The 21,045-nt window shown below is 70.6% G+C and carries 16 protein-coding genes; 6 read left to right on the top strand and 10 right to left on the bottom strand.

Going from position 1 to position 21,045, the window contains the following annotated elements; genetic code table 11:
- Positions 1-168 precede the first annotated feature (168 nt).
- The 5 genes from ACFRKB_RS14440 (at position 169) to ACFRKB_RS14420 (ending at position 8,366) form a co-directional block, all read left to right on the top strand.
- Positions 169-3,735 carry a DNA polymerase III subunit alpha gene (locus ACFRKB_RS14440; RefSeq protein WP_383106013.1) on the top strand — a complete coding sequence of 1,189 codons (3,567 nt, stop codon included), beginning with the start codon at positions 169-171 and terminating at the stop codon, positions 3,733-3,735.
- Complete coding sequence (locus ACFRKB_RS14435; RefSeq protein WP_383106012.1) at positions 3,732-4,721, top strand: DNA polymerase Y family protein; 990 nt, start codon at positions 3,732-3,734, stop codon at positions 4,719-4,721. The genes ACFRKB_RS14440 and ACFRKB_RS14435 overlap by 4 nt, the downstream gene beginning before the upstream one ends.
- Before the next feature lie 218 nt (positions 4,722-4,939).
- Positions 4,940-5,851 carry an esterase/lipase family protein gene (locus tag ACFRKB_RS14430; RefSeq protein WP_383106011.1) on the top strand — a complete coding sequence of 304 codons (912 nt, stop codon included), beginning with the start codon at positions 4,940-4,942 and terminating at the stop codon, positions 5,849-5,851.
- A gap of 167 nt (positions 5,852-6,018) precedes the next feature.
- On the top strand, positions 6,019-7,086 hold the full coding sequence (locus ACFRKB_RS14425) for an ABC transporter substrate-binding protein (RefSeq protein WP_383106009.1): 1,068 nt from the start codon (positions 6,019-6,021) through the stop codon (positions 7,084-7,086).
- 29 nt (positions 7,087-7,115) lie between these two features.
- Positions 7,116-8,366 carry a sugar ABC transporter permease gene (locus ACFRKB_RS14420; RefSeq protein ID WP_383106008.1) on the top strand — a complete coding sequence of 417 codons (1,251 nt, stop codon included), beginning with the start codon at positions 7,116-7,118 and terminating at the stop codon, positions 8,364-8,366.
- Positions 8,367-8,390: 24 nt separating this feature from the next.
- Here the strand turns inward: ACFRKB_RS14420 and ACFRKB_RS14415 are convergent, their stop codons facing one another.
- On the bottom strand, positions 8,391-9,422 hold the full coding sequence (locus tag ACFRKB_RS14415; protein WP_383106007.1) for a lytic polysaccharide monooxygenase: 1,032 nt from the start codon (positions 9,420-9,422) through the stop codon (positions 8,391-8,393).
- 431 nt (positions 9,423-9,853) lie between these two features.
- On the opposite strand from ACFRKB_RS14415, the gene ACFRKB_RS14410 reads away from it, so the two are divergent.
- Positions 9,854-10,711, top strand: coding sequence for a putative protein N(5)-glutamine methyltransferase (locus ACFRKB_RS14410; protein ID WP_383106005.1), 858 nt, complete (start codon positions 9,854-9,856; stop codon positions 10,709-10,711).
- 23 nt (positions 10,712-10,734) lie between these two features.
- Here the strand turns inward: ACFRKB_RS14410 and ACFRKB_RS14405 are convergent, their stop codons facing one another.
- The 9 genes from ACFRKB_RS14405 to ACFRKB_RS14365 form a co-directional block, all read right to left on the bottom strand.
- Entirely contained in the window at positions 10,735-12,033 is a 1,299-nt protein-coding gene (locus ACFRKB_RS14405; RefSeq protein WP_383106004.1) for a pectate lyase family protein, read from the bottom strand.
- Positions 12,034-12,139: 106 nt separating this feature from the next.
- Complete coding sequence (locus ACFRKB_RS14400; RefSeq protein ID WP_383106003.1) at positions 12,140-13,477, bottom strand: ABC transporter substrate-binding protein; 1,338 nt, start codon at positions 13,475-13,477, stop codon at positions 12,140-12,142.
- Positions 13,478-13,589: 112 nt separating this feature from the next.
- The gene (locus tag ACFRKB_RS14395) at positions 13,590-14,462 is read right to left on the bottom strand and encodes a DUF6807 domain-containing protein (RefSeq protein WP_383106002.1); all 873 of its coding nucleotides are present in this window, start codon (positions 14,460-14,462) and stop codon (positions 13,590-13,592) included.
- Entirely contained in the window at positions 14,459-15,622 is a 1,164-nt protein-coding gene (locus ACFRKB_RS14390) for a Gfo/Idh/MocA family protein (protein ID WP_383106000.1), read from the bottom strand. The genes ACFRKB_RS14395 and ACFRKB_RS14390 overlap by 4 nt, the downstream gene beginning before the upstream one ends.
- Positions 15,619-16,521, bottom strand: a complete 903-nt coding sequence (locus ACFRKB_RS14385; RefSeq protein WP_383106052.1) for a carbohydrate ABC transporter permease — start codon at positions 16,519-16,521, stop codon at positions 15,619-15,621. Before ACFRKB_RS14385 ends, ACFRKB_RS14390 begins: the two co-directional genes overlap by 4 nt.
- A gap of 8 nt (positions 16,522-16,529) precedes the next feature.
- On the bottom strand, positions 16,530-17,486 hold the full coding sequence (locus tag ACFRKB_RS14380) for a carbohydrate ABC transporter permease (RefSeq protein WP_383105999.1): 957 nt from the start codon (positions 17,484-17,486) through the stop codon (positions 16,530-16,532).
- Positions 17,487-17,608: 122 nt separating this feature from the next.
- Positions 17,609-19,444 carry an L-arabinonate dehydratase gene (gene araD, locus ACFRKB_RS14375; RefSeq protein ID WP_383105998.1) on the bottom strand — a complete coding sequence of 612 codons (1,836 nt, stop codon included), beginning with the start codon at positions 19,442-19,444 and terminating at the stop codon, positions 17,609-17,611.
- Positions 19,441-20,355, bottom strand: coding sequence for a dihydrodipicolinate synthase family protein (locus tag ACFRKB_RS14370; RefSeq protein WP_383105997.1), 915 nt, complete (start codon positions 20,353-20,355; stop codon positions 19,441-19,443). Before ACFRKB_RS14370 ends, araD begins: the two co-directional genes overlap by 4 nt.
- Positions 20,352-20,996 carry a GntR family transcriptional regulator gene (locus tag ACFRKB_RS14365; RefSeq protein ID WP_383105995.1) on the bottom strand — a complete coding sequence of 215 codons (645 nt, stop codon included), beginning with the start codon at positions 20,994-20,996 and terminating at the stop codon, positions 20,352-20,354. The genes ACFRKB_RS14370 and ACFRKB_RS14365 overlap by 4 nt, the downstream gene beginning before the upstream one ends.
- Positions 20,997-21,045: the final 49 nt, after the last annotated feature.

The raw sequence follows: 21,045 nt of genomic DNA, 5'->3' as shown, positions 1-21,045 counted from the left end.
CGCCGTTGCCCCCGGTATCGGCGCAGGTGGGAAGGGCTCGCACGGCGGATCAGGGGGCCGGGGCCCCGCCCTCGCGGCAGTATCGTACGAACGTTCGAAACTTGGTCTATGGTGGAGAGGCGGGGGAGGTGAGAGCGGACTGAGAACGGACTGATCCAGGAGGTGCGGATGCCCGGCTTCACGCATCTGCACACCGTCTCCGGGTACTCCCCGCGGTACGGGGCCTCCCACCCGGAGCGGCTGGCCGCGCGCGCCGCAGAGCGGGGCATGGACGCCCTCGCCCTGACCGACCGCGACACCCTCGCGGGCGCGGTCCGCTTCGCCAGGGCATGCGCCGCGGAGGGGATACGGCCGCTCTTCGGGGTGGAGCTGGCGGTGGGCGAGCGGGCGCGCGAGGCGGGCCCGGCCGGGCGCAGGCGTACGCCCGTGCGCGGCGGCGCCTTCATCGACGAGTCCGCGCCCCGCGCGGTCTTCCTCGCCCGCGACGGCGCGCGGGGGTGGGCGGAGCTGTGCCGGCTCATCTCCACCGCGCACGCCTCGGCGGACACCGCGCACGCCTCGGGCGGCGGGCACCTCTCGGGTGGCGGGCACGCTTCGGACGGCGGCGGCGGTCCGCTGCTGCCCTGGCGGGACAATTTCGGCTCGGGCCTCACCGTGCTGCTCGGGCCCGACTCCGAGACCGGCCGCGCCCTCGCGGCGGGCCGCCCCGACCGGGCCGCCCGGCTGCTCGCGCCCTGGCGGGAGATCTACGGCGACGCGCTCCGGCTGGAGGTCGTGCACCACGGGCGTACGGGTACGGGCCCCGGCTCGCTGCGGCACGCCGCCCGTACCCTCGGCTTCGCCACCGAGCAGGGCGTGCGCGCGGTGCTCAGCAACGCCGTGCGCTACGCCGACGCCGGGCAGGGCCCGGTCGCCGATGTCCTCGACGCGGCCCGCCGGCTGGTCCCCATCGACCCGCGCAAGGGGCTGGACAGCGGGGAGCGCTGGCTCAAGGATCCGGCGAGGATGGCACGGACCGCCGAGCTGGTCGCCGAGGCCGCCGGATTCCGCCGCGACACCGCCCACCGGCTGCTCGCCCTGACCGAGGAGACCGCCGCCGGCTGTCTGGTCGACCCCGTGGACGATCTCGGCCTCGGCACCGTCCACTTCCCCGAACCGCGACTGGTCGGCGCGGACCGCCGGACCGCCGGGCGGGTGCTGCGCTCGCGCTGCGCCGCCGGGATGGTGCTGCGCGGCTACGACCGGCGCCGTGACCACCGGACGTACTGGGCCAGGATGGACGCCGAGCTGCGCACGATCGAGGAGCTCGGCTTCGCCTCCTACTTCCTCACGGTCGCCCGCGTCGTCGACGACGTACGGGACATGGGCATCCGGGTCGCCGCGCGCGGCTCCGGCGCGGGCTCCCTGGTCAACCATCTGCTGGGGATCGCCCATGCCGACCCGGTCGCGCACGGACTGCTGATGGAACGTTTCCTCTCCACCCGCCGGCGCGGACTCCCGGACATCGACATCGATGTGGAGTCCGCGCGCCGGCTGGAGGTCTACCGGGCGATCCTCGACCGCTTCGGCCCGGAACGGGTCGCGGCCGTCGCCATGCCCGAGACCTACCGGGTGCGTCATGCCGTACGGGACGTGGGCGCGGCCCTCTCCATGGACCCGGCCGAGATCGACCGGATCGCCAAGTCCTTCCCGCACATCCGGGCCAGGGACGCCCGCGCCGCGATGGAGGAACTGCCCGAACTGCGGGAGCTGGCCGGGGAGCTGCGGCGGGACGGGGCGAAGTACGGCCGGCTGTGGGAGCTGGTGGAGGCGCTGGACGCGCTGCCGCGCGGGGTCGCCATGCACCCGTGCGGAGTGCTGCTCTCGGACGCCTCGCTGCTGCGCCGTACCCCGGTGGTGCCGACCAGCGGCGAGCACTTCCCCATGTCGCAGTTCGACAAGGAGGACGTCGAGGAGATGGGGCTGCTCAAACTCGATGTGCTGGGCGTACGGATGCAGTCGGCGATGGCGCACGCCGTCGGGGAGATCGAACGGGCCACCGGCGCGCGGCTGGACATCGACGATCCGGAGCAGGTGCCGGAGGGCGACCCCGAGACCTACCGGCTGATCCAGTCCGCCGAGACCCTGGGCTGCTTCCAGATCGAGTCGCCGGGCCAGCGCGATCTGGTCGGCAGGCTCCAGCCCACCACCTTCCACGATCTGGTGGTCGATATCTCGCTCTTCCGGCCGGGGCCGGTGGCCGCCGATATGGTGCGGCCGTTCATCGAGGCCAGACACGGCCGCGCGCCCATCCGCTATCCCCATCCCGACCTGGCGGAACCGCTGCGGGAGACCTATGGCGTGGTCGTCTTCCACGAGCAGATCATCCGGATGGTGGACATCATGACCGGCTGCGGCCGGGAGGAGGCGGACAAGGTGCGGCGCGGGCTGTCCGACCCCGGCTCGGGGGCCGGGATCCGCGCCTGGTTCGAGCAGCGGACGCGGCGGAGGGGATACCCGCCCGAGGTCATCGCGCGGACCTGGGAGATCATCGAGGCGTTCGGCTCGTACGGCTTCTGCAAGGCGCACGCCGTCGCGTTCGCCGTACCGACCTATCAGTCGGCCTGGCTCAAGGCGCACCATCCGGCCGCCTTCTACGCCGGGCTGCTCACCCATGATCCGGGGATGTATCCGAAGCGGCTGCTGCTCGCGGACGCGCGGCGGCGGGGGGTGCCGGTGCTGCCGTTGGACGTAAACCGTTCGACGGTCACTCATAGAATCGAACTGGTGTCTGAGGGTGGGGTGTCTGGGGATGGTTTGTCCGGAGCCGGCGTCTGGGGCGTACGGCTGGCGCTCTCCGACGTCCATGGCATCAGCGAGGCGGAGGCGGCCCGGATCGAGGCGGGACAGCCGTACTCCTCGCTGCTGGACTTCTGGCAGCGGGCCAGACCGGCCCGGCCCGTGGCCGAACGGCTCGCGCAGGTGGGCGCGTTGGACAGGTTCGGCGCCAACCGGCGCGATCTGCTGCTGCATCTGTCCGAACTGCACGGAGCGCAGCGGAGGGCGGGCGCGTACGGAGACCAGCTCCCGCTGGAGGGCGGGCGGCGGACCGCCCCCGCCGGGCTGCCCGACCTGGGCGACGCGGAGCGTCTCAGCGCCGAGCTCGGGGTCCTCGGCATGGACGCCTCCCGCCATCTGATGGGAGATCACTACGCGTTCCTGAAGGAGCTGGGAGCGATGTCGGCCAAGCGGCTGCGGGAGGTGCCGCACGGCCGGACCGTACTGGTCGCGGGCGCCAAGGTGGCGACCCAGACGCCGCCCATCCGCTCCGGCAAGCGGGTCATCTTCACGACGCTGGACGACGGTACGGGCCTGGTCGATCTGGCCTTCTTCGACGACAGCCACGAGGCGTGCGCGCATACCGTCTTCCACTCCTGGCTGCTGCTGGTGCGCGGGGTGGTGCAGCGGCGCGGCCCGCGGAGCCTGAGCGTGGTGGGCGCGGCGGCCTGGAACCTGGCGGAGCTGGTGGAACTGCGGGAGAAGGGCGGGCTGGACGCGGTCGCGGCCGCGCTGGACGCGCCGGCGGTACCGGCGGCCACGGCGTCGCCGTCCGGCGGTCCTCCAGGGGACGACGGCCGGCGCATCCAGCTGCCCACGGGCTACGAGATGAACCCCTGGTCGGACCTCAAGCCACCCGGCGAAGGGCTGCCGACCGGACGGAAGCTGTGGCACTCCAGCCCGGGGAGCGCGGGATGATCCTCTGTATACGGTTCCACTCCGGCCCGGAACTCCAGGGAGGCGGCGGGTCCGAGGCGACGCTGCCCGCGCTGGTCGGGCTGATCGAGGACATCAGCCCCGCCGTCCAGGCGCTGCCGCCGGACACCGCGCTCGTCGATGTGCGCGGTGCGGAACGGTACTTCGGACAGGACGCCGCCGGGATCGCCTCCGTACTGCGGGTCCGCGCGCTCGCCCACCTCGGCACCGGCTGCACGATCGGGGTGGCCCCCACCCCGATGCTGGCCCGGATGGCCGTGCGGCGGGCCGAGCCGGGCACGACGCTCGTGGTGGCGGACGACGAGCGCGCGATCGCGCGGTTCCTGGAGCCCGGCCGGGTCGGCGAACTGCCCGGCGTCGGCGCCGCGACGGCCCGCGCGCTGCGCGCGTACGGACTCGACACCATCGGGAAGACCGCGGCCGTGCCGCTGTCGACACTCCAGCGGATCACCGGGGTGCGGACGGGGCGTGAACTGTACGAGAAGGCCCACGGCGTGGACCGTACGGGGGTCGCCCCGAACGCCGCCGCCCGCTCGCTCGCCGCCGAACGGACCTTCCCCCGCGATGAACTGGACCAGGAGCGGCACCGGCGCGCGCTGCTCTCGATCACCGAGGAGCTGGGCGTCCGGATGCGCGGCACGGACCAGGTGTGCCGCTCGCTGACCCTCACCGTGCGGTACGCGGACCGCTCCACGACCACCCGTACGCGCGCGCTGCCCGAGCCGACCGCCCACTCGGCGGCGCTCGCCGGCGTCGCGTACCGGATCCATGAGTCGCTCGGGCTGCAACGGGCGCGGGTACGGGCTCTCTCGGTACGGGCCGAGGGGCTGGTCCCGGCCGAACACGCCACCCACCAGCTGACGTTCGACCCGGCGGACGACCGGGCCCGGCGGATCGAGGCGGTGGCGGACCTGATCCGGGCGAAGTTCGGCGCGGGGATGATCGTGCTGGGTTCACTGGCCGCGTAGGCGGGGCGGCGGAGCAACAGGGCGGCGGGGCGACGGCGCGGGCGGCCGGGCGGCGGGGCGGGGCGGTGGGGCGGCACATTCAGCCGGGTTTTACCGACGCGTAACTTCCCATCCTTGCCTTACTCGTGCGTAACTTGATAACTGCACAGCCGAGTTGTGGTCCGGACCACAGGGCTGACAGCCATCGCCATTCCCTTGAGCCGCAAGGAGATCGCCCGATGCTGCCCTGGAAACGCGCGCTCGGACCACTGACCGCGCTGCTGCTGGCCGTAACGGTCATGGCCACCCCCGCGGTTGCCGCGCCCCCCACCTCCACGAGCACCTCCACGAGCACCTCCACGAGCACCTCCACGAGCACCTCCGCCGCGCCGAGCAGCGGCTGGAACGACTACTCCTGCAAGCCCTCGGCCGCCCATCCCCGTCCCGTCGTCCTCGTCCACGGCACCCTCGGGAACGCCGTCGACAACTGGCTCGGCCTCGCCCCGTATCTGGTGAAACGCGGATACTGCGTCTTCTCCCTCGACTACGGGCAGCTCCCCGGCGTCCCGTTCTTCTACGGCCTCGGTCCCATAGACGCCTCGGCCGGGCAGCTCGCCACCCATGTCGACAAGGTCCTCGCGGCCACCGGCGCCGCGAAGGTCGATGTCGTCGGACACTCCCAGGGCGGCATGATGCCGCGCTACTACCTGAAGTTCCTCGGCGGGGCGGCGAAGGTGAACGCCCTGGTCGGCCTCGCGCCGTCCAACCGCGGCACCACGCTGCTGGGGCTGACCGGACTGCTGAAGTACTTCCCGGGAGCGGAGGACCTGCTGAACGAGAAGACCCCGGCACTCGCCGACCAGATGGCCGGGTCGCCCTTCCTCACCAAGCTCAACGCGGGCGGCGACACCGTCCCCGGGGTGCGGTACACCGTAATAGCCACGCGGTACGACGAGGTGGTCACCCCGTACCGCTCACAGTTCCTGACCGGCGCCGGCGTACGCAATGTGCTGCTCCAGGATCTGTGTCCGGTCGACTTCTCCGAGCATGTGGCGATCGGGACGCTCGACAGGATCGCCTTCCACGAGGTGAACAACGCGCTCGACCCCGCCCGTGCCACCCCGACCACCTGCGCCTCGGTGATCGGCTGACGCGCGCCGCCGTGGTCCGTCCCGCTGCCAAGGCCGTTCTTGGCGGCGGGACGTTTGCCCATGCGCGACGACCGGTAGGTGACACCTGCAAGGACCGCGAGTTTCTTGTGCGTTACGTCATGGTGAGCCGACCGGCAGCTATACGGTCCCGGATCGAGGAGTGGAACATGAGGAGACTGGCCAGTGGTGCTCTCACCGGCATCCTCGCCTTGGGCGCACTCACCGCATGCGCTGAGGAACCGGGCGCCGGGACCTCCAAGGGGGACGGAAAGCCGGGCAAGGTCGCATTCCTCATGCCCGACCTCGCCTCCACCCGCTACGAGCAGTACGACGCTCCGCTGTTCAAGAAGCGTATGGCCAAGCTGTGCCCGGACTGCGGGGTGATCTACCAGAACGCCGACAGTGACGCGTCGCTTCAGCAGCAGCAGGCGAATTCCGCGATCGCCCAGGGTGCCAAGGCCATCGTGATCGACCCGGTGGACTCCGCCGCGGCGGCCACGATCGTGCAGACGGCGCAGTCCCAGGGCGTCAAGGTGGTCGCCTACGACCGTCCCATCCCTGACAAGCCCGCGGACTTCTATGTGTCGTTCGACAACGAGGCGATCGGCGAGTCCATCGCCCAGTCGCTGGTCGATCACCTGAAGGAGACCAGGGCCAAGGGCGGTGTGCTCCAGGTCAACGGGTCTCCCACCGACGCCGCCGCCGGACTGATCAAGAAGGGGATCCACAACGCCGTCGACGACAGCGGGTTCGACCTGCTCGCCGAGTACGACACGCCGGATTGGGCGCCGGAGAAGGCCCAGCAGTGGGTGAGCGGGCAAATCGCCCAGTACCGCGGCGAGATCGCCGGTGTGGTGGCGGCCAACGACGGTACTGGCGGGGGAGCGATCGCGGCGTTCAAGGCCGCGGACAGAAAAGTCCCGCCTGTCACCGGCAACGACGCGGAGGTGGCGGCGATCCAGCGCGTTATCGCGGGGGATCAGTACAACACCATCTCCAAGCCGATCAGGATCGTCGCCGAGGCGGCCGCGGACGCCGTCCACCAGCTGACGCAAGGCAAGGAACCCACGGCGGACACCGAGCTGTTCGACACCCCGTCGCGGCTGTTCAAGCCGACCGTCGTGACACAGAAGAACCTCAAGGAGGTCATCTTCGGTCCCGACGGAGTGCTCAAGGCCGAGGCGGTGTGCGGCTCGCGGTACGCCGCCGACTGCCGGCGCCTGGGCATCCAGTAGCGACATGCCGTCTCCGGGGGAGCAGAGCTGTGACATCCCTTGACACCTCAGTGGCAACGGCCACCGACCCGCAGGACGAGCGTCTCGTGACGCCGCGAGGCATCACCGACAGCATCCGCGCCATGATCCGCCGCGTTCGGGACGGAGACCTGGGCATGCTGCCGGTCGTCGGCGGCATCGTGGTGATCTGGACGATCTTCCAGTTGCTCAATCCGACCTTCCTGTCCAGCACCAATCTGGTGAACCTGTCCTTCGACATGGTCCCGGTGGGTGTCCTCGCGCTGGGGATCGTGTGCGTCCTGCTGGTCGGCCAGATCGACCTCTCCGTCGGATCGGTGAGCGGCGTGTCGGCCGCGGTCACGGCCGTCGTCATGGTCAAGAACGAGCAGCCGGCGTGGCTGGCGGTCCTCGCGGCCGTGGCCGCCGGCTGCCTGATCGGATGGCTCTACGGCCTGGTACTCAACCGCTTCGGCGTGCCCAGCTTCGTGGTCACCCTGGGAGGGCTGCTGGCCTTCCTCGGCGTACAGCTGTGGCTGCTGCGGGGTCAGAACGCGATCAACCTGCCCTACGACTCGACCCTGGTGAAGTTCGCACAGCTGTGGTTCGTCCCCGAGTGGATGGCATACGTACTGGCGGTGGCGGCCGCGGGCGGGTTCCTGGCCACCGGATGGGTGGGTGCCCGAGCCCGCCGCCGCGCCGGGCTGTCGTCCTCGTCGCCGCAGTGGCTTCTCATGCGGTCGCTTCTGCTGCTGGCCGGTCTGCTGCTCGCGGTCTTCTACCTGAACCGCACCCGCGGCGTCGCCTGGATGTTCGTGGTCTTCGTCGCACTCGTGCTGGTGATGAACCAGGTGCTCACCCGCACCCCGTTCGGACGATCGATCTACGCGGTCGGCGGCAACGCCGAGGCGGCCCGCAGGGCCGGTGTCAACGTGCGGCGGGTGTACGCCTCGGCGTTCGTCATGTGTTCCGGCCTGGCCGCCGTCGGCGGCATTCTGGCCGCGTCGAGACTGGCCGCGGCGAACCAGAGCACCGGTACCGGCGACGTCAACCTCAACGCCATCGCCGCGGCCGTGATCGGCGGGACCAGCCTGTTCGGCGGCCGCGGCTCGGCCTTCGCCGCTCTGCTCGGAGTCCTGGTCATCCAGTCGATCTCCAGCGGTCTCACACTGCTGAACCTCGACTCCTCCTACAGGTTCATGATCACCGGCGCGGTCCTGCTCATCGCCGTCGGCCTGGACTCCGTCGCCCGCCGCTCGCGCCAGGCACACGGGAGGGGGTGAACAACAGATGATCGAAGCAAACGGTCAGCGGCTGTGGCGCCCGGCCGATACGGCCCTGCGGCGAGCGGTTGCGAAGGTCACCGCGGCGCCGATGGCGAGCGCCGCCGAGCCACCGATCGCGAGATAGGACGTGCTGCTGTCGCCGCCGGTCTCGGCGAGGGTGTCCTGACCGTCGGCGCTCTTCGCCTCGGGGGAGTTGGCGTCGGGGTAGGCGTCGGCGTCGGCAGGGGTGTCCGGCTGCTTCTCCGGGGTCTCCGGGGTGTCCGCGGTCTCCGGGGTCTCCTTCTCGGTGGCCTTCGTCGCGTCCGTGCCGAGGTCGCCGTGGCCGTTGTGCTCGACGGTGGACTTCTCCGTACCGTCCGCGATCTTCTCGTCGGTGGGCGCGGAGGCGGCGGGCGCGGCGCCGCCCGCGCCGCCGTTGTCCTGCCCGAAGACCACGTCGGAGCAAGTGTAGAAGGCCTCGGGGCTGTCCGAGCGCTGCCAGATGGAGTAGATCAGATGACGGCCCGACTTGTTCGGGACGACGCCGTCGAAGACATAGGCGCCGTTCTCCAGCTTCGGGTCGGTGACCTTGAGGAAGGGCTTCTCCTCCAGGTCGGACCACTTCAGCGGCGTGGCGGGGTCGTAGCCGTCCTTGGTGACATACAGCTCGAAGGAGCCGCGGTGCGGTGCGGTCGCCTTGTAGCGGAAGGTGCGGTTGCCCGGCGCCAGCTCGGACGACGGCCAGTCGCCGCGCGCCAGATCGAGCCCCTTGTACTTGTCCTTGCCCGCGCCGCACAGCTTGCCGTCCGGGATCAACTGCCGGTGGTTCCCCGCGGCGTTGGCGATATTGACCTCGTTCCAGTCGTAGAGCGCCTGCGTTCCGCCGGCCGCGACCGCCGCCTTGCACGCCGCCGACCGCGGACTCTCCGGCCCCTCGGCGAAACACGCGGCGACCCGGCTGACCGGATCGGTCATCGAGCCATGGGCGGCGGCCGGCCCGGCGGCGAGCCCGGCCAGCGCGAGCGGAGTGAGGCCGAGGACGACGATCCCGGTGGCCGTACGTCGAACGGTCATGGACTGGTTCTCCTTCGGAGCGGCGGCAGCGGGGAGGGGGGAACAGCCGGAGCGGCAGGTGACCTCCCCGTCGCCGTACCGCCCCAGCGATCAGCAAACTAGCCGCCCGGAACCGCGGAATCGGCTGCTGGGAGAGGGCGACGGCGATCCTTATGCTCCGCTTAAGGGGCCGCTAAGAGACCGCTCAGGAAGCCTCCGGGAAAGCCCCGGCCTGTCCCTCGGGACGGGCCGTCACGCATGCCGCCCGCGCCCCGGGTCCGGCTCGGGTAGGGTGACCAGCGCAGTGCGAGCTGTGGACGTGTCTACCGAAGGAGGCGAGACCCATCACCGCTGTATCAGGTCGGGTGCTCCCTTCTCACGGCCGCGCGGTCCCGCAGGCATAGCTGACCGCCGGGAGTGCCCATCGGCATTCCGAAAGGCTCCTTGCTCTCATGTCAGCTCCTTCGCCGGCTCCTTCCCCGTCGTCTTCTTCCCCGTCGTCCTCCTCCGCGGATTCTTCCGCCGAGTCCGTCATCGTCACCAGGCTCCGCGCCGCCGGCTGTGTCTTCGCCGAGGACGAGGCGCGGCTGCTCATCTCCGCGGCGGCGACGCCGGACGATCTCACCGCCATGGCCGACCGGCGCGTCGGCGGTCTGCCCCTTGAACACGTCCTCGGCTGGGCGGAGTTCTGCGGGCTGCGGATCGCCGTGGACCCCGGGGTCTTCGTACCCCGCCGCCGTACCGAGTTCCTCGTACGGCAGGCCGCCGTCGCCGCCACCGCCACCGCACTCGCCGGTCCCGGAGCCGTGGTGGTCGATCTGTGCTGCGGCTCGGGCGCGCTGGGCACGGCGCTGGCCGGGATCCTGGACCGGGCCGAACTGCACGCCGCCGATATCGACCCGGCCGCGGTGCGCTGCGCCCGGCGCAATGTCGTCGCCGCCGGCGGCCGGGTGTACGAGGGCGATCTGTACGGCCCGCTGCCCGCCGCCCTGCGGGGCCGTGTGGACGTGCTGCTCGCCAATGTGCCGTACGTCCCCACCGGGAAGGTCGGACTGCTGCCCCCGGAGGCCCGGATCCATGAGGCGCGGGTGGCGCTCGACGGCGGTGCGGACGGGCTCGACGTGCTGCGGCGGGTGGCGGCGGAGGCGCCGCGCTGGCTGGCCCCGGGCGGCAGCCTGCTGGTCGAGACGAGCGAGCGCCAGGCGGCGGGCGCGGTCGAGACGGTCGCCGGGAGCGGGCTGATCCCACGCGTGGCGCGCTCCGATGAGCTCTGTGCCACCGTTGTCGTGGGAACGATGCCCGCCCCCTAGCGCCCGCCCCCCAAAGCGTTCGGTCAGCGGAGCCTTCCGGCGCCCGCCGCGCCGTCGACCAGGTGCGGGACCGCGCGCGGGTCGTCGACCCTGGTGCGGAGCGTCGGCGTCCAGCCCGCGTCCGGGCGCAGTGTCTCCTCGGGGAACTCCGCGTTGTGGACGGCGAGCAGATCGACGTACGTGCCGTTGACGTGGTTGTCCGCGGTGGTGACCGGCGCGTCCTTCCACTTCTTCAGGATCCGCCCGGCGCTCACCCCCGCCGGCATCGTGAACGCGTTCTTCTCCGCGACCAGCTGGGACTCGATGCCGATGCCGAAGGAGTACCCGTAGCCCGACCGCTGGACGACGTAGTGGTTGTTGTAGGTGTCGACCTGGCCGAAGCGCACCCGGGGTGCCCGCTCGACGAGGTTCTTGAACTGGTTGTGGTGCAGGGTGACCCGCAGCTTGCCGCGGTCGGTGGCTCCCGCGCTGTCGCTGTTGCCGATCAGCATGGTCTTGTCGTGGTCGGTGAAGACGTTCCAGGAGACGGTGACCAGATCGGCGCCCCGGACGATGTCCAGCTCCCCGTCGTGCTGCTGGTACAACCGCCCGTAGTAGTAAGGCTGTTCACTGTCGGGGCGGCGGCCGTCGGTGAAGGTGTTGTGATCCACCCACACATGCGTGGCGCCGTACAGCACCAGGTTGTCGTACTCGGAGTTCCAGTTGCCCAGCTCGGTGTCCGTCGGGTCCCACTGCGGGAAGCAGTCGAAGGTGTCCTCGAAGGTGAGGTTGCGGATGATGACGTTGTCGACATCCTTCACCTGGAGGCTGCCGCCGAGGATACGGGCGTCCCGGCCCACACCGACGATGGTCGTGTCGGCCGGGACGTACGCCTTGATCTGCGCGTCCTGGTTCCTGGCGGAGGCGGCGCGCAGGTCCTCCTGCTCGCCGCTGACCGGGGTCTCGCGACCCCAGACCGCCGGATCGTACGCGGCGAGGTACGCGGCGAAGGAGTAGCCGTCGGCCGCGTAGTCGTCGCAGGTGAGGGGGGTTCCCTGGGGGTCGCTGAGCGCGTCCAGGGTGCCTTTGACCCGGATGACCGACGGGCTGCCGGCCGCATCGGCCAGCGCCTTCCTGAACTCGGCCCAGGTGGTGACGGTGTAGACATGCGCGGGATCGGCGGCGCTGCCTCCGGTGGTGCCGCCGTCGGCGGAGGCCCAGCCGTCGTCCGGGGCGAGGACGGCCCGTTCGGTGGTGGGCGGCTTCGCCTGCGCGGGTGCCGCCAGGGCGGTCAGGGCCAGTGCCGCGGTAGTGATGAGTGCATGACATCTCGCTGTACGCATGATGCTCCTCAGTGCTCCTCAGTGCTCCTCAGCGCTCTTCAGCGCCACTCGGAAAGGATGAGCCGGCGGCGTCCGTGTCCCGGGGAGCGCCGCCGGCCTCGTCCCGTCAGCTCTTGTTCTGCTCGTTCCACTCCGCCTGGGCGTCGTTGAGCTCCTTGGCCACCTTGTCCGCGAACTCCTTGGCGGTCATGTCACCGAGCAGCACCTTCTGGAAGTTCGGCTCGTTTCCGGACTTGCTGATGGTGTTCCAGTCGGGCAGGTAGTACGGCAGATTGACGATCTTCGTCGAGCCGTCGCTGAGCGCCTTCATCGCGGTCGCGGTCGGCTCCGCCTCCTGGATCCAGGCGTCGTTGGCGGCGTCGGTGTTCGCCGGAATCGACCCCGCCGACGCGTTCCACGCGCTGTTCGACGTGTGGGAGGCGGCGAATTCGATGAGCTTCCAGGCCGCCGCCTTGTTCTGGCTGTTCTTGAACAGGCCCAGACCGTCCACCGGGTTGGAGACCTGGACGCGCGAGCCGTCCTCCCGCGCCGGGTAGGGGAGGCCCTTGAACTTGTCCTTGCCCAGCGCCTTCACATGGTCCTGGTACGAGGCGAGGTTGTGGGTCAGCATGCCGATGGTGCCGTTGTCCCACTGGGCGACCATCTTGATGAAGTCATTGTTGACGTCGGCCGACGGCGTCACCTTCTTGTACAGGGCGACATACTTCTCCAGCGCCGCCACGTTCTTCGGATCGTTGACGGTCGTCCTGTCGCCGTTCCAGAACGAGGTGATGCCGGACTGTCCGTACATCGCGTCCATCGCCGGGGCGATGGAACCCGCGCCCCCTCGGATGGTGTAACCGAACTGGTTCTTCCCGCCGTTGGTGAGTTTCTCCGCCGCCGCGTAGAACTTCTCCCAGGTGGTGGGCGGCTCGACACCGGCCGCCGAGAACAGATCGGTGCGGTACCACAGCGTGCCGTTGTTGGTGGAGGTCGGCACCGAGTACATGGTGTCCCCCCGGCCGCCCGCCGCCTTGACGCTGTCCACCAGCGCCGGCACGAGCTTGCCCTTGAGCGGGCCCGCGTCGATACGGTCGCCGACCGGCTCCAGCACGTCCCGTACCACCAGGTTGGAGAGATAGGCGGTACCGACGCCGCCGACGTCCGGCAGCCCGCCGCCTTCGATCGCGGTGTCGTACTTCGCCTGGACCTGGTCGATGGGGAGACCGACGTACTTGACCTTGATGTCCGGGTTTTCCTTCTCGAAATCCTTGATGATCTGCGCCCAGATCTCCCGGCGCTCACCCGTGTTGTTGTCCCAGAGGGTGATCTCGCCCTTCCCGGAACCCTCGCTGCCGCTCCCGCCGCTTCCGTCGTCACCGCAGGCGGTCGCCGTGAGGGCGAGTACCGCCGTCAGGGAGACGGCCGCGACCGCCCGCCCTCTGTATGCCGTGGAGATCCTCATGGTCGGCTCTTTTCTCTCTCGGTTGGTTCTCTGCTGAATTCGTCGGTGCGGTGCCCAGCCGTCCGTGCCCGTCGGATGGTTCGGCAGAGGCGTGGTCCTGTCCTGTCCGTACTCACGCCGCCACCGCCTGACGGATGAGCACCGCCGCGGCGGCGCGGTCCAGCCGGCCGTCCGCGACGACCGTCACCACGCGCCGCGAGACGCTTCCGCCCGCGGGCAGCGGCAGCCGCTGCCGCCAGGCCAGCGCGGAGCCGACCCCCGGATACTCAGTGGTGCGGACGAACCACGGGTCGTCGCGGGTCTCCCGGTTCGCCCCGGCGAAGATCAGGGTCCAGTCCCGGCCCGCCAGCGCCAGCCAGGGCGCGGTGCTCCCGTGCACCGCGCGCTCGCCCGACGCGTCCCCGGTGAAGACGTCGGGCGCCGGGCCCGCCGCGTCCCCCCTGGGCGCACGCCAGAAGAATCCCCCGTACCCCGCGCCCGTACGGCCGTTGGTGGCCGGGCTGCCGATCGACAGCTCCCCGCCCGACACATTGGTCAGCGACGAGGTGAAGTCGAGGACCCACGCGTCGCCGGAGAGGGCGAGGGCGCTGACCGTACGGCGCTCCGTGAGCAGCCGGCGGTCGCCGTGTGTCCAGCACAGCTCCTCGACGAAGCCGTCGGGGTCCCGCAGCAGCCAGCCCGTGTGCCGCTGCGCGCCATGGTTGGCCAGCCATACGGGGCCCTGGTCGCGTACGTACGTGCGCCCGCCCCAGAAGTTGGCACCGGCGACGTCCGGCACCGCCATGGAGACGCCCAGGTGGTGCGGATGGTCGGCGGGTGCCAGCTCCGTGACCGTGACACCGCCGAGGGTCCGTACCGGATGCAGATACGGTCGCGGCGACAGCGTTCCGGGCAGCCGCGGCCGGTGCGCGTAGTCGGCCACGGGACCGGCGTCACAGCGCAGCACCGTCACCTCTTCGGCCCGCGAGAGCCGCGCCCCGCTCACCGGGGAAGCACCCGCGCCGGGGGCACGGCCCAGGCCGCGCCCAGTTCGGAGAAGGTGGCGAGGGATTCCGCGCTCTCCTCGATCAGCCCGTCGATGCCCTTGACGATCCGGCGCGGTGCCTTCTCGCCCGGCGCGCCGTACCAGGCGGCGGCGGGCAGCGGCTCCGGCTCAGGACCGGTCCTGATGGCCTCGACGATCCGCATGAAGGCGCCCGTACGGCGGGGCGGTACGAGCAGAGCGCTGCCGTCGCGCAGATGCGCGACCAGGTTCTCCAGCAGGTCGGTACGCCCGTGGCCGGTCTCCACCGGGCCCACGCCCATACGCTCCACCAGCACCCGGTCCTGCTTGTACCAGAAGGTGATCCGGCCCCGCGTCCCGTGGACCAGGACGTACGGCTCCGCGTTCCGCTCCGCGCACAGTGTGACGGCGACCGTGATCCGGGTCCCCTTCGCTGTTCTCAGCCGCAGACAGCTGGTGTCGTCGGCCTCGATGTCATGCGCCCGGTACTGTTCGAGCTCCGACTCCGCCAGGTCCTCGGCCAGATCGCTGCCGTCGATGCGCAGTGCGGTCGCCACCGCGTGCGCGAGCGGGTTGGTGAGCACTCCGTCCACGACGTCACGCCCGTTCAGGGTGCGGTGCCCGGCCCAGGGGACCCGCCGGAAGTACGCCTCGTCGCGTACCCACGGCCCGGCGGCGCCGATCCCGCGCAGCGGTCCGATCGCGCCGTCCGCGACCAGCTCCCGTATCGCGCCGATCGCGTGGGAGCCGAGCGACTGGAAGCCGACCTGGCAGACCGTGCCCGTCTCCGCGAGACCGGCCAGCAGCCGTTCGTACTCCGCGTACGACGGTGTGGTCGGCTTCTCCAGCAGCGTGTGCACACCGCGGGCCGCGGCCGTGAGGGCCAGATCCGTGTGGGTGTGGATGGGCGTGCAGATGACCGCGATCCGCGCGCCGGTACGCTCCAGCAGCGCGCCGAAGTCGGCGGACTGCGCGGGCCCGGGAGCGCCGTAACCGGCGTGGGCCAGCTCTCGCGGGCTCAGCGGCTCCAGCTCGCAGACGCCCACGAGCCGTACCAGACCGGTCTGTTCGAGACGGCGGATGTTGCGCAGATGCGTACGGCCGTGACCACGCGCCCCTGCCAGCACGACGGGGAGGCTCATCCCTTCACCGCCCCCGCGCTGAAGCCGGTGATCAGCCACTTCTGGATGAACGCGAAGACGATGACGACCGGCACCGCGGAGATCACACCGCCGGCGGCGAGTGCCCCGAAGTCCACACTGTCCGCCCCGATGAGGGTGGACAGGCCGACCGGGATCGTCTGCTTGTCCTGGTCCATCAGGAACATCAGGGCGAACAGGAAGTGGTTCCAGCTGTGGACGAAGGCGAAGGAGCCGACGGCGATCAGACCGGGCCGCAGCATGGGCAGGACGACGATACGGAACGCCTGGAACCGTGAGCAGCCGTCCACCCAGGCCGCCTCCTCCAGGGAGTACGGCACGTTCTTGATGAAGCCGCTGATCAGAATGATCGACAGCGGCAGCTGGAAGACCGTCTCCGCGATCACCACGCTCAGCGGGGAGTTGATCAGGGAGAGGTTCTTGAAGATCTGGAAGAGCGGGACCAGCATCAGCGCGCCCGGGATGAACTGCGAGCACAGCAGCGCCAGCATGAAGCCCTGCTTGATACGGAAGTCGAAGCGTGCCAGGGCATAGCCGCCGGCCAGCGCGACCCCCGTCGTACAGATCAGGGTGAAGACCCCGATCAGCGCGCTGTTCTGGAAGAAGACCGAGAAACTGCGCTCGTTCCAGACCTTCTCGAAGTGGTCGAAGGTGACCGGCCACGGCACCAGCGAGGTGGAGCCGGCGGGCCGCAGCGAGAAGAGCAGCATCCAGTAGAAGGGGACGAGTGTGAAGAGCAGATAGAGGCCGAGCGGCAGATAGATCTGCCACCGGGGGACCTCGTCGAAGGCCCGGTCACGCCGCCCGCGCCGCTTCCGCCGCGGGGGCGGGGACTTCCGGCCGCCGTCCGCGGGCGCGGCGGGCAGCCCCTTCTCGGTAATGACAGCGGTCACTTGTGGTCGCCTCCGAACTTGCTCAGGCGGAGATAGAGGATCGAGCAGAAGAGGAGGATCGCGAAGGCGACGGTCGTCAGCGCGGTCGCGTAGCCGAAGTCGTGTGCCTCGAAGCCGGTGACGGCCACATACAGCGGCAGTGTGGTGGTGACACCGGCCGGACCGCCCTCGGTGAGGGTCAGCAGCAGATCGACGTTGTTGAACTCCCACACGGCCCGGAGCAGTGTGGAGAGGATGATCGCGTCCCTGAGGTGGGGGAGTGTGATGTGGAAGAACTGCCGGAACCTGTTCGCCCCGTCGACCGAGGCCGCCTCGTACAGATCGCCGGGGATGGACTGGAGATCGGCGAGGATGAGGATCGCGAAGAACGGCACACCGCGCCAGAGTTCGGCCAGTACGGCGGCCCAGAACACGGTGCCGGTGTCGGAGAGCACGGACGAGCCGTACTCGCCGATGCCCGCGTCCGCGAGATAGCGGCCGACGCCCGTGGACGGGTTGTAGAGCAGCAGCCAGATGGTGGTCGTCAGCACGCCGGAGACGGCCCAGGGCGAGAAGACCAGGGCGCGGGCCGCCGCACGGCCCACGAAGGTCTGGTTGACGAGCAGCGCCAGCACCAGCCCCAGGGCCAGTTGGAGCGTGACCTCCGTGACGACCCACTTGCCGCTGAAGACCAGGCTGTCCCAGAACAGCGGGTCGTCGGTGAAGATCCGCCGGAAGTTGTCGAGGCCGGCGAAGCCGTTCCGCCAGGGCTTGGTGACGTTGTAGTTCTGGAGGCTGTAGTAGAAGACGCTGAGCATGGGGTAGGCGATGAAGCCGACCATCAGCAGTCCGGCGGGGGCGATCAGCAGATACGGGAGACGGCGTGGTGTGGCTCCCGTACGGCGCCCCGGCTTCTTCCCGGGCGTTCGGGGCGGCGGAGCCCCTGGTGAATCCTGCGCCACAGCTGAGGCCATGACTGCTTCTCCGTTCCTTTGGTGAAGCGCTTCGCAGATGGTGTTCGCTAGGCCGGACCGGTGGATCCCGGCGCATGAGAGTGGGGATGGACGAGGGGGGAGGCGGTCGTCCGACCGTCCTCTCAGCCCACGTACGGGTCGGGCACCTCGCCGGGCCTCGCCAGGAAGGCGAAGTCGCAGCCGGTGTCGGCCTGGGTGATCTGTTCGTCGTAGAGGGCGCCGTAGCCGCGCTGGTAGCGCTCGGGCGGCGGTGTCCACTCGCCGCGGCGCCGCTCCAACTCCTCGTCGGACAGGTGGAGATGGAGGCTGCGGGCCTTGACATCGAGGGTGATGGTGTCGCCGGTGCGTACGAGCGCGAGCGGCCCGCCGACATAGGACTCGGGCGCGATGTGCAGCACGCACGCGCCGTAACTCGTGCCGCTCATCCGGGCGTCGGAGATCCGGACCATGTCCCGCACCCCCTGCTTGAGCAGATAGTCCGGGATCGGCAGCATCCCGTACTCCGGCATGCCGGGTCCGCCCCGGGGGCCCGCGTTGCGCAGCACCAGCACATGATCGGGCGTGATGCCGAGCTGCGGGTCGTTGATGGTCCGCTGCATCGTCCGGTAGTCGTCGAAGACCATGGCGGGACCGGTGTGTTCGAGCAGACGCGGTTCGGCTGCGATGTGCTTGATGACCGCGCCGTCGGGACAGAGATTGCCACGCAGCACCGCCACCCCGCCCTCCGCCGCGAGGGGGTTCCCGCGCGGCCGGATCACCTCCGGATCGTGGACGAGCGCGCCGTCGAGCTGCTCCCGCAGGGTGGGGTGCGCGACGGTCGGCCGGTCCAGGTGCAGTACGTCCGTCAACTGCCCCAGGAACGCGGGCAGTCCGCCGGCGAAGTGGAAGTCCTCCATCAGATACCGGCCGCCGGGACGGAGGTTCGCCAGCACCGGCACCGTACGCGCGGTCCTGTCGAAGTCGTCGAGGGTGAGCCGGATCCCCGAGCGTCCCGCCATCGCGATCAGATGGATCACCGCGTTCGTCGAGCCGCCCAGCGCGAGGACGGTGGCCACCGCGTCCTCGTACGCCTCCCGGGTCAGGATCTTCGAGAGCCGCAGATCGTGGCGTACCAGCTCCACCACGCGCCGGCCGGAGGCGGCGGCCATCCGGTCGTGTCCGGAGTCCACGGCCGGGATCGAGGAGGCCCCGGGCATCGTGACGCCCAGCGCCTCGGCGGCGGCGGTGAGCGTGGAGGCGGTGCCCATCGTCATGCAGTGGCCGGGCGACCTGGCCAGACCGTTCTCCAGCTCGGCCAGCTCGGCGTCGCCGATCAGCCCGGCCCGCTTGTCGTCCCAGTACTTCCACATGTCCGTGCCCGAGCCGAGCACTTCATTACGCCAGTGCCCCGGCAGCATGGGCCCGGCGGGCACGAAGACGGCCGGCAGGTCCACGGTCGCGGCGCCCATCAGCAGCGCCGGTGTCGACTTGTCGCAGCCGCCCATCAGCACCGCGCCGTCCACCGGATAGGAGCGCAGCAGCTCCTCCGTCTCCATCGCCAGCAGATTGCGGTAGAGCATGGGCGTGGGCTTCTGGAACGTCTCGGAGAGCGTCGACACCGGGAACTCCAGCGGGAATCCGCCGGCTTGCCACACCCCGCGCTTCACCGCCTGCGCGCGCTCGCGCAGATGGACATGGCAGGGGTTGATGTCGGACCAGGTGTTGAGGATCGCGATGACCGGCTTGCCCAGGTGTTCCTCGGGGAGATAACCGAGCTGGCGGGTGCGGGCGCGGTGGCTGAAGGCGCGCAGGCCGGTCGAGCCGTCGCCGCCGCCGTACCAGCGGTGACTGCGCAGATCCTCGGGGCGTACGGTCGGGCCGCCGGGCTCCGCGGCCCCGTCCGGGCTTACGGTCCCGTCCGGGGGCGGTACCGTCTCGTCCGGCGGCCGTGCGGCCGGATCCTCTCTCCGTACGGTCATATCGGCCACCCCGCCACCATCGCGGCGACCTCGGCGCGCCGCTCCTCGGGCAGGGCGCGGCTCGGCGGGCGGATGTCGCGCCGGCACAGGCCGAGGGCGGCCAGCGCCTCCTTGACCACCGTCACGTTGTCGGCGGACTGCCGCGCGGCCCGCAGCTCCTCGAACGGCCTGATCTGCTCCCACACCTTCATGGCGGCGGCGTAGTCCCCGGCCCGCAGCGCCTCCAGCATCCCCAGCGAGACGGCCGGGGCGACATTGACGAGGCCCGAGGTGAAGCCGGTGGCTCCGCCCGCGAAGTACGAGGGGGCGTACAGCTCGGCGAGCCCCGCGACCCAGACGAACCGCTCCAGACCCGCGTCCCGCGCGAACGCCGCGAAACGCGCCGCGTCCGGCACGGCGTACTTCGCCCCGATGACATTGGGGCACAGCTCCCCGAGCGTCGCGAGGCTCGCCCCGCTCAGCTGCGGATTGCGGATGTACGGGACGACGCCCAGCTCGGGCACCGCCTCCGCGATGGCGCGGTGGTAGTCGATCCAGCCGGCCTGCGAGACATAGGGATGTACGGGCTGATGCACCATCACCATCCCGGCCCCGGCCGCACGGGCATGCGCCGCGGCGGCCACGGCCGTCGGCAGGTCGAGCCCGATACCGACCAGCACCGAGGCCCGGCCCGCCGCCTCCTCGATGGTCAGCTCGGTGACCACGCGGCGCTCGTCGGGGCTGAGCGCGTAGTACTCACCGGTGTTGCCGTTCGGTGTGAGGGTACGAACGCCGCCGTCGAGCAGCCGGCGCAACAGGGCGCGATGGGCGGTGAGGTCGAGCGTGTCGTCGTCGCCGAACGGCGTGACGGGGATCGCCACGACATCGGCGAGCGCGTCCCGCGACGCGTCGAGATCAGGGGTGGTCGTCATGCGTGGTCTCCCTCGGGGAACGCTCGCTGTACGAAAGAGGCGATGTGGCCGTGCAGGGCCTGGGCGGCGCCCTCGGCGTCACCGGCGAGCGCGAGCCGCAGGATCTCCCGGTGCTCTCCGGCCTCCTGCTCCCAGGACGGGACGGCCGCCCAGGCGACGGTCGAGACAAGGGCCGCCTGGTCCCGTACCTCGTCGAGCATCCTGGCCAGCAGCGGATTGCCGCAGGGGAGGTACAGCGCCCGGTGGAACTCCCGGTTGGCGAGGGAACGTTCGGCCCGGTCCGCCGCTTCGTCGGCCTTCACCAGGGCTTCCCGGGCGGGCTCCAGCGAGGCGCGGCGGGCCAGCGAGCGCCGGAGCGCCTCCGGCTCCAGCAACAGCCGTACGTCATAGACCTCGTGGGCCATGGCCGCGTCGACCGTACGGACGGTGACGCCCTTGAACTGGCTCATCACGACGAGGCCGGTGCCCGCCAGGGTCTTCAGCGCTTCCCGCACCGGAGTCTTCGACACCCCGAATCGCGCGGCCAGTTCGGTCTCGACCAGCGGCTGACCGGGGCTGAGGCCGCCGGTGAGGATGCCGTGTTTGATCGCTTCCAGAACGTACTGGGTGCGGGAGGGGATCGGACTCGGGGCGAAGGCCATGGGCGCTCTTCCACATCTCGTGTCTCATATATGACGTACGAAGTACGAC

This window comes from Streptomyces scopuliridis (assembly GCF_042790125.1).
In the GTDB taxonomy this organism is placed as follows: domain Bacteria; phylum Actinomycetota; class Actinomycetes; order Streptomycetales; family Streptomycetaceae; genus Streptomyces; species Streptomyces scopuliridis_A.
This window is presented reverse-complemented; position numbering and strand designations above follow the sequence as displayed.

Excerpts from the sequence above, each read along its gene's own strand:
- ACFRKB_RS14440 (WP_383106013.1), top strand. The coding sequence starts at position 169 with ATGCCCGGCTTCACGCATCTGCACACCGTCTCCGGGTACTCCCCGCGG.
- ACFRKB_RS14435 (WP_383106012.1), top strand. The coding sequence starts at position 3,732 with ATGATCCTCTGTATACGGTTCCACTCCGGCCCGGAACTCCAGGGAGGC.
- ACFRKB_RS14430 (WP_383106011.1), top strand. The coding sequence starts at position 4,940 with ATGCTGCCCTGGAAACGCGCGCTCGGACCACTGACCGCGCTGCTGCTG.
- ACFRKB_RS14425 (WP_383106009.1), top strand. The coding sequence starts at position 6,019 with ATGAGGAGACTGGCCAGTGGTGCTCTCACCGGCATCCTCGCCTTGGGC.
- ACFRKB_RS14415 (WP_383106007.1), bottom strand. The coding sequence starts at position 9,422 with ATGACCGTTCGACGTACGGCCACCGGGATCGTCGTCCTCGGCCTCACT.
- ACFRKB_RS14410 (WP_383106005.1), top strand. The coding sequence starts at position 9,854 with ATGTCAGCTCCTTCGCCGGCTCCTTCCCCGTCGTCTTCTTCCCCGTCG.
- ACFRKB_RS14405 (WP_383106004.1), bottom strand. The coding sequence starts at position 12,033 with ATGCGTACAGCGAGATGTCATGCACTCATCACTACCGCGGCACTGGCC.
- ACFRKB_RS14400 (WP_383106003.1), bottom strand. The coding sequence starts at position 13,477 with ATGAGGATCTCCACGGCATACAGAGGGCGGGCGGTCGCGGCCGTCTCC.
- ACFRKB_RS14390 (WP_383106000.1), bottom strand. The coding sequence starts at position 15,622 with ATGAGCCTCCCCGTCGTGCTGGCAGGGGCGCGTGGTCACGGCCGTACG.
- ACFRKB_RS14380 (WP_383105999.1), bottom strand. The coding sequence starts at position 17,486 with ATGGCCTCAGCTGTGGCGCAGGATTCACCAGGGGCTCCGCCGCCCCGA.
- araD (WP_383105998.1), bottom strand. The coding sequence starts at position 19,444 with ATGACCGTACGGAGAGAGGATCCGGCCGCACGGCCGCCGGACGAGACG.
- ACFRKB_RS14370 (WP_383105997.1), bottom strand. The coding sequence starts at position 20,355 with ATGACGACCACCCCTGATCTCGACGCGTCGCGGGACGCGCTCGCCGAT.
- ACFRKB_RS14365 (WP_383105995.1), bottom strand. The coding sequence starts at position 20,996 with ATGGCCTTCGCCCCGAGTCCGATCCCCTCCCGCACCCAGTACGTTCTG.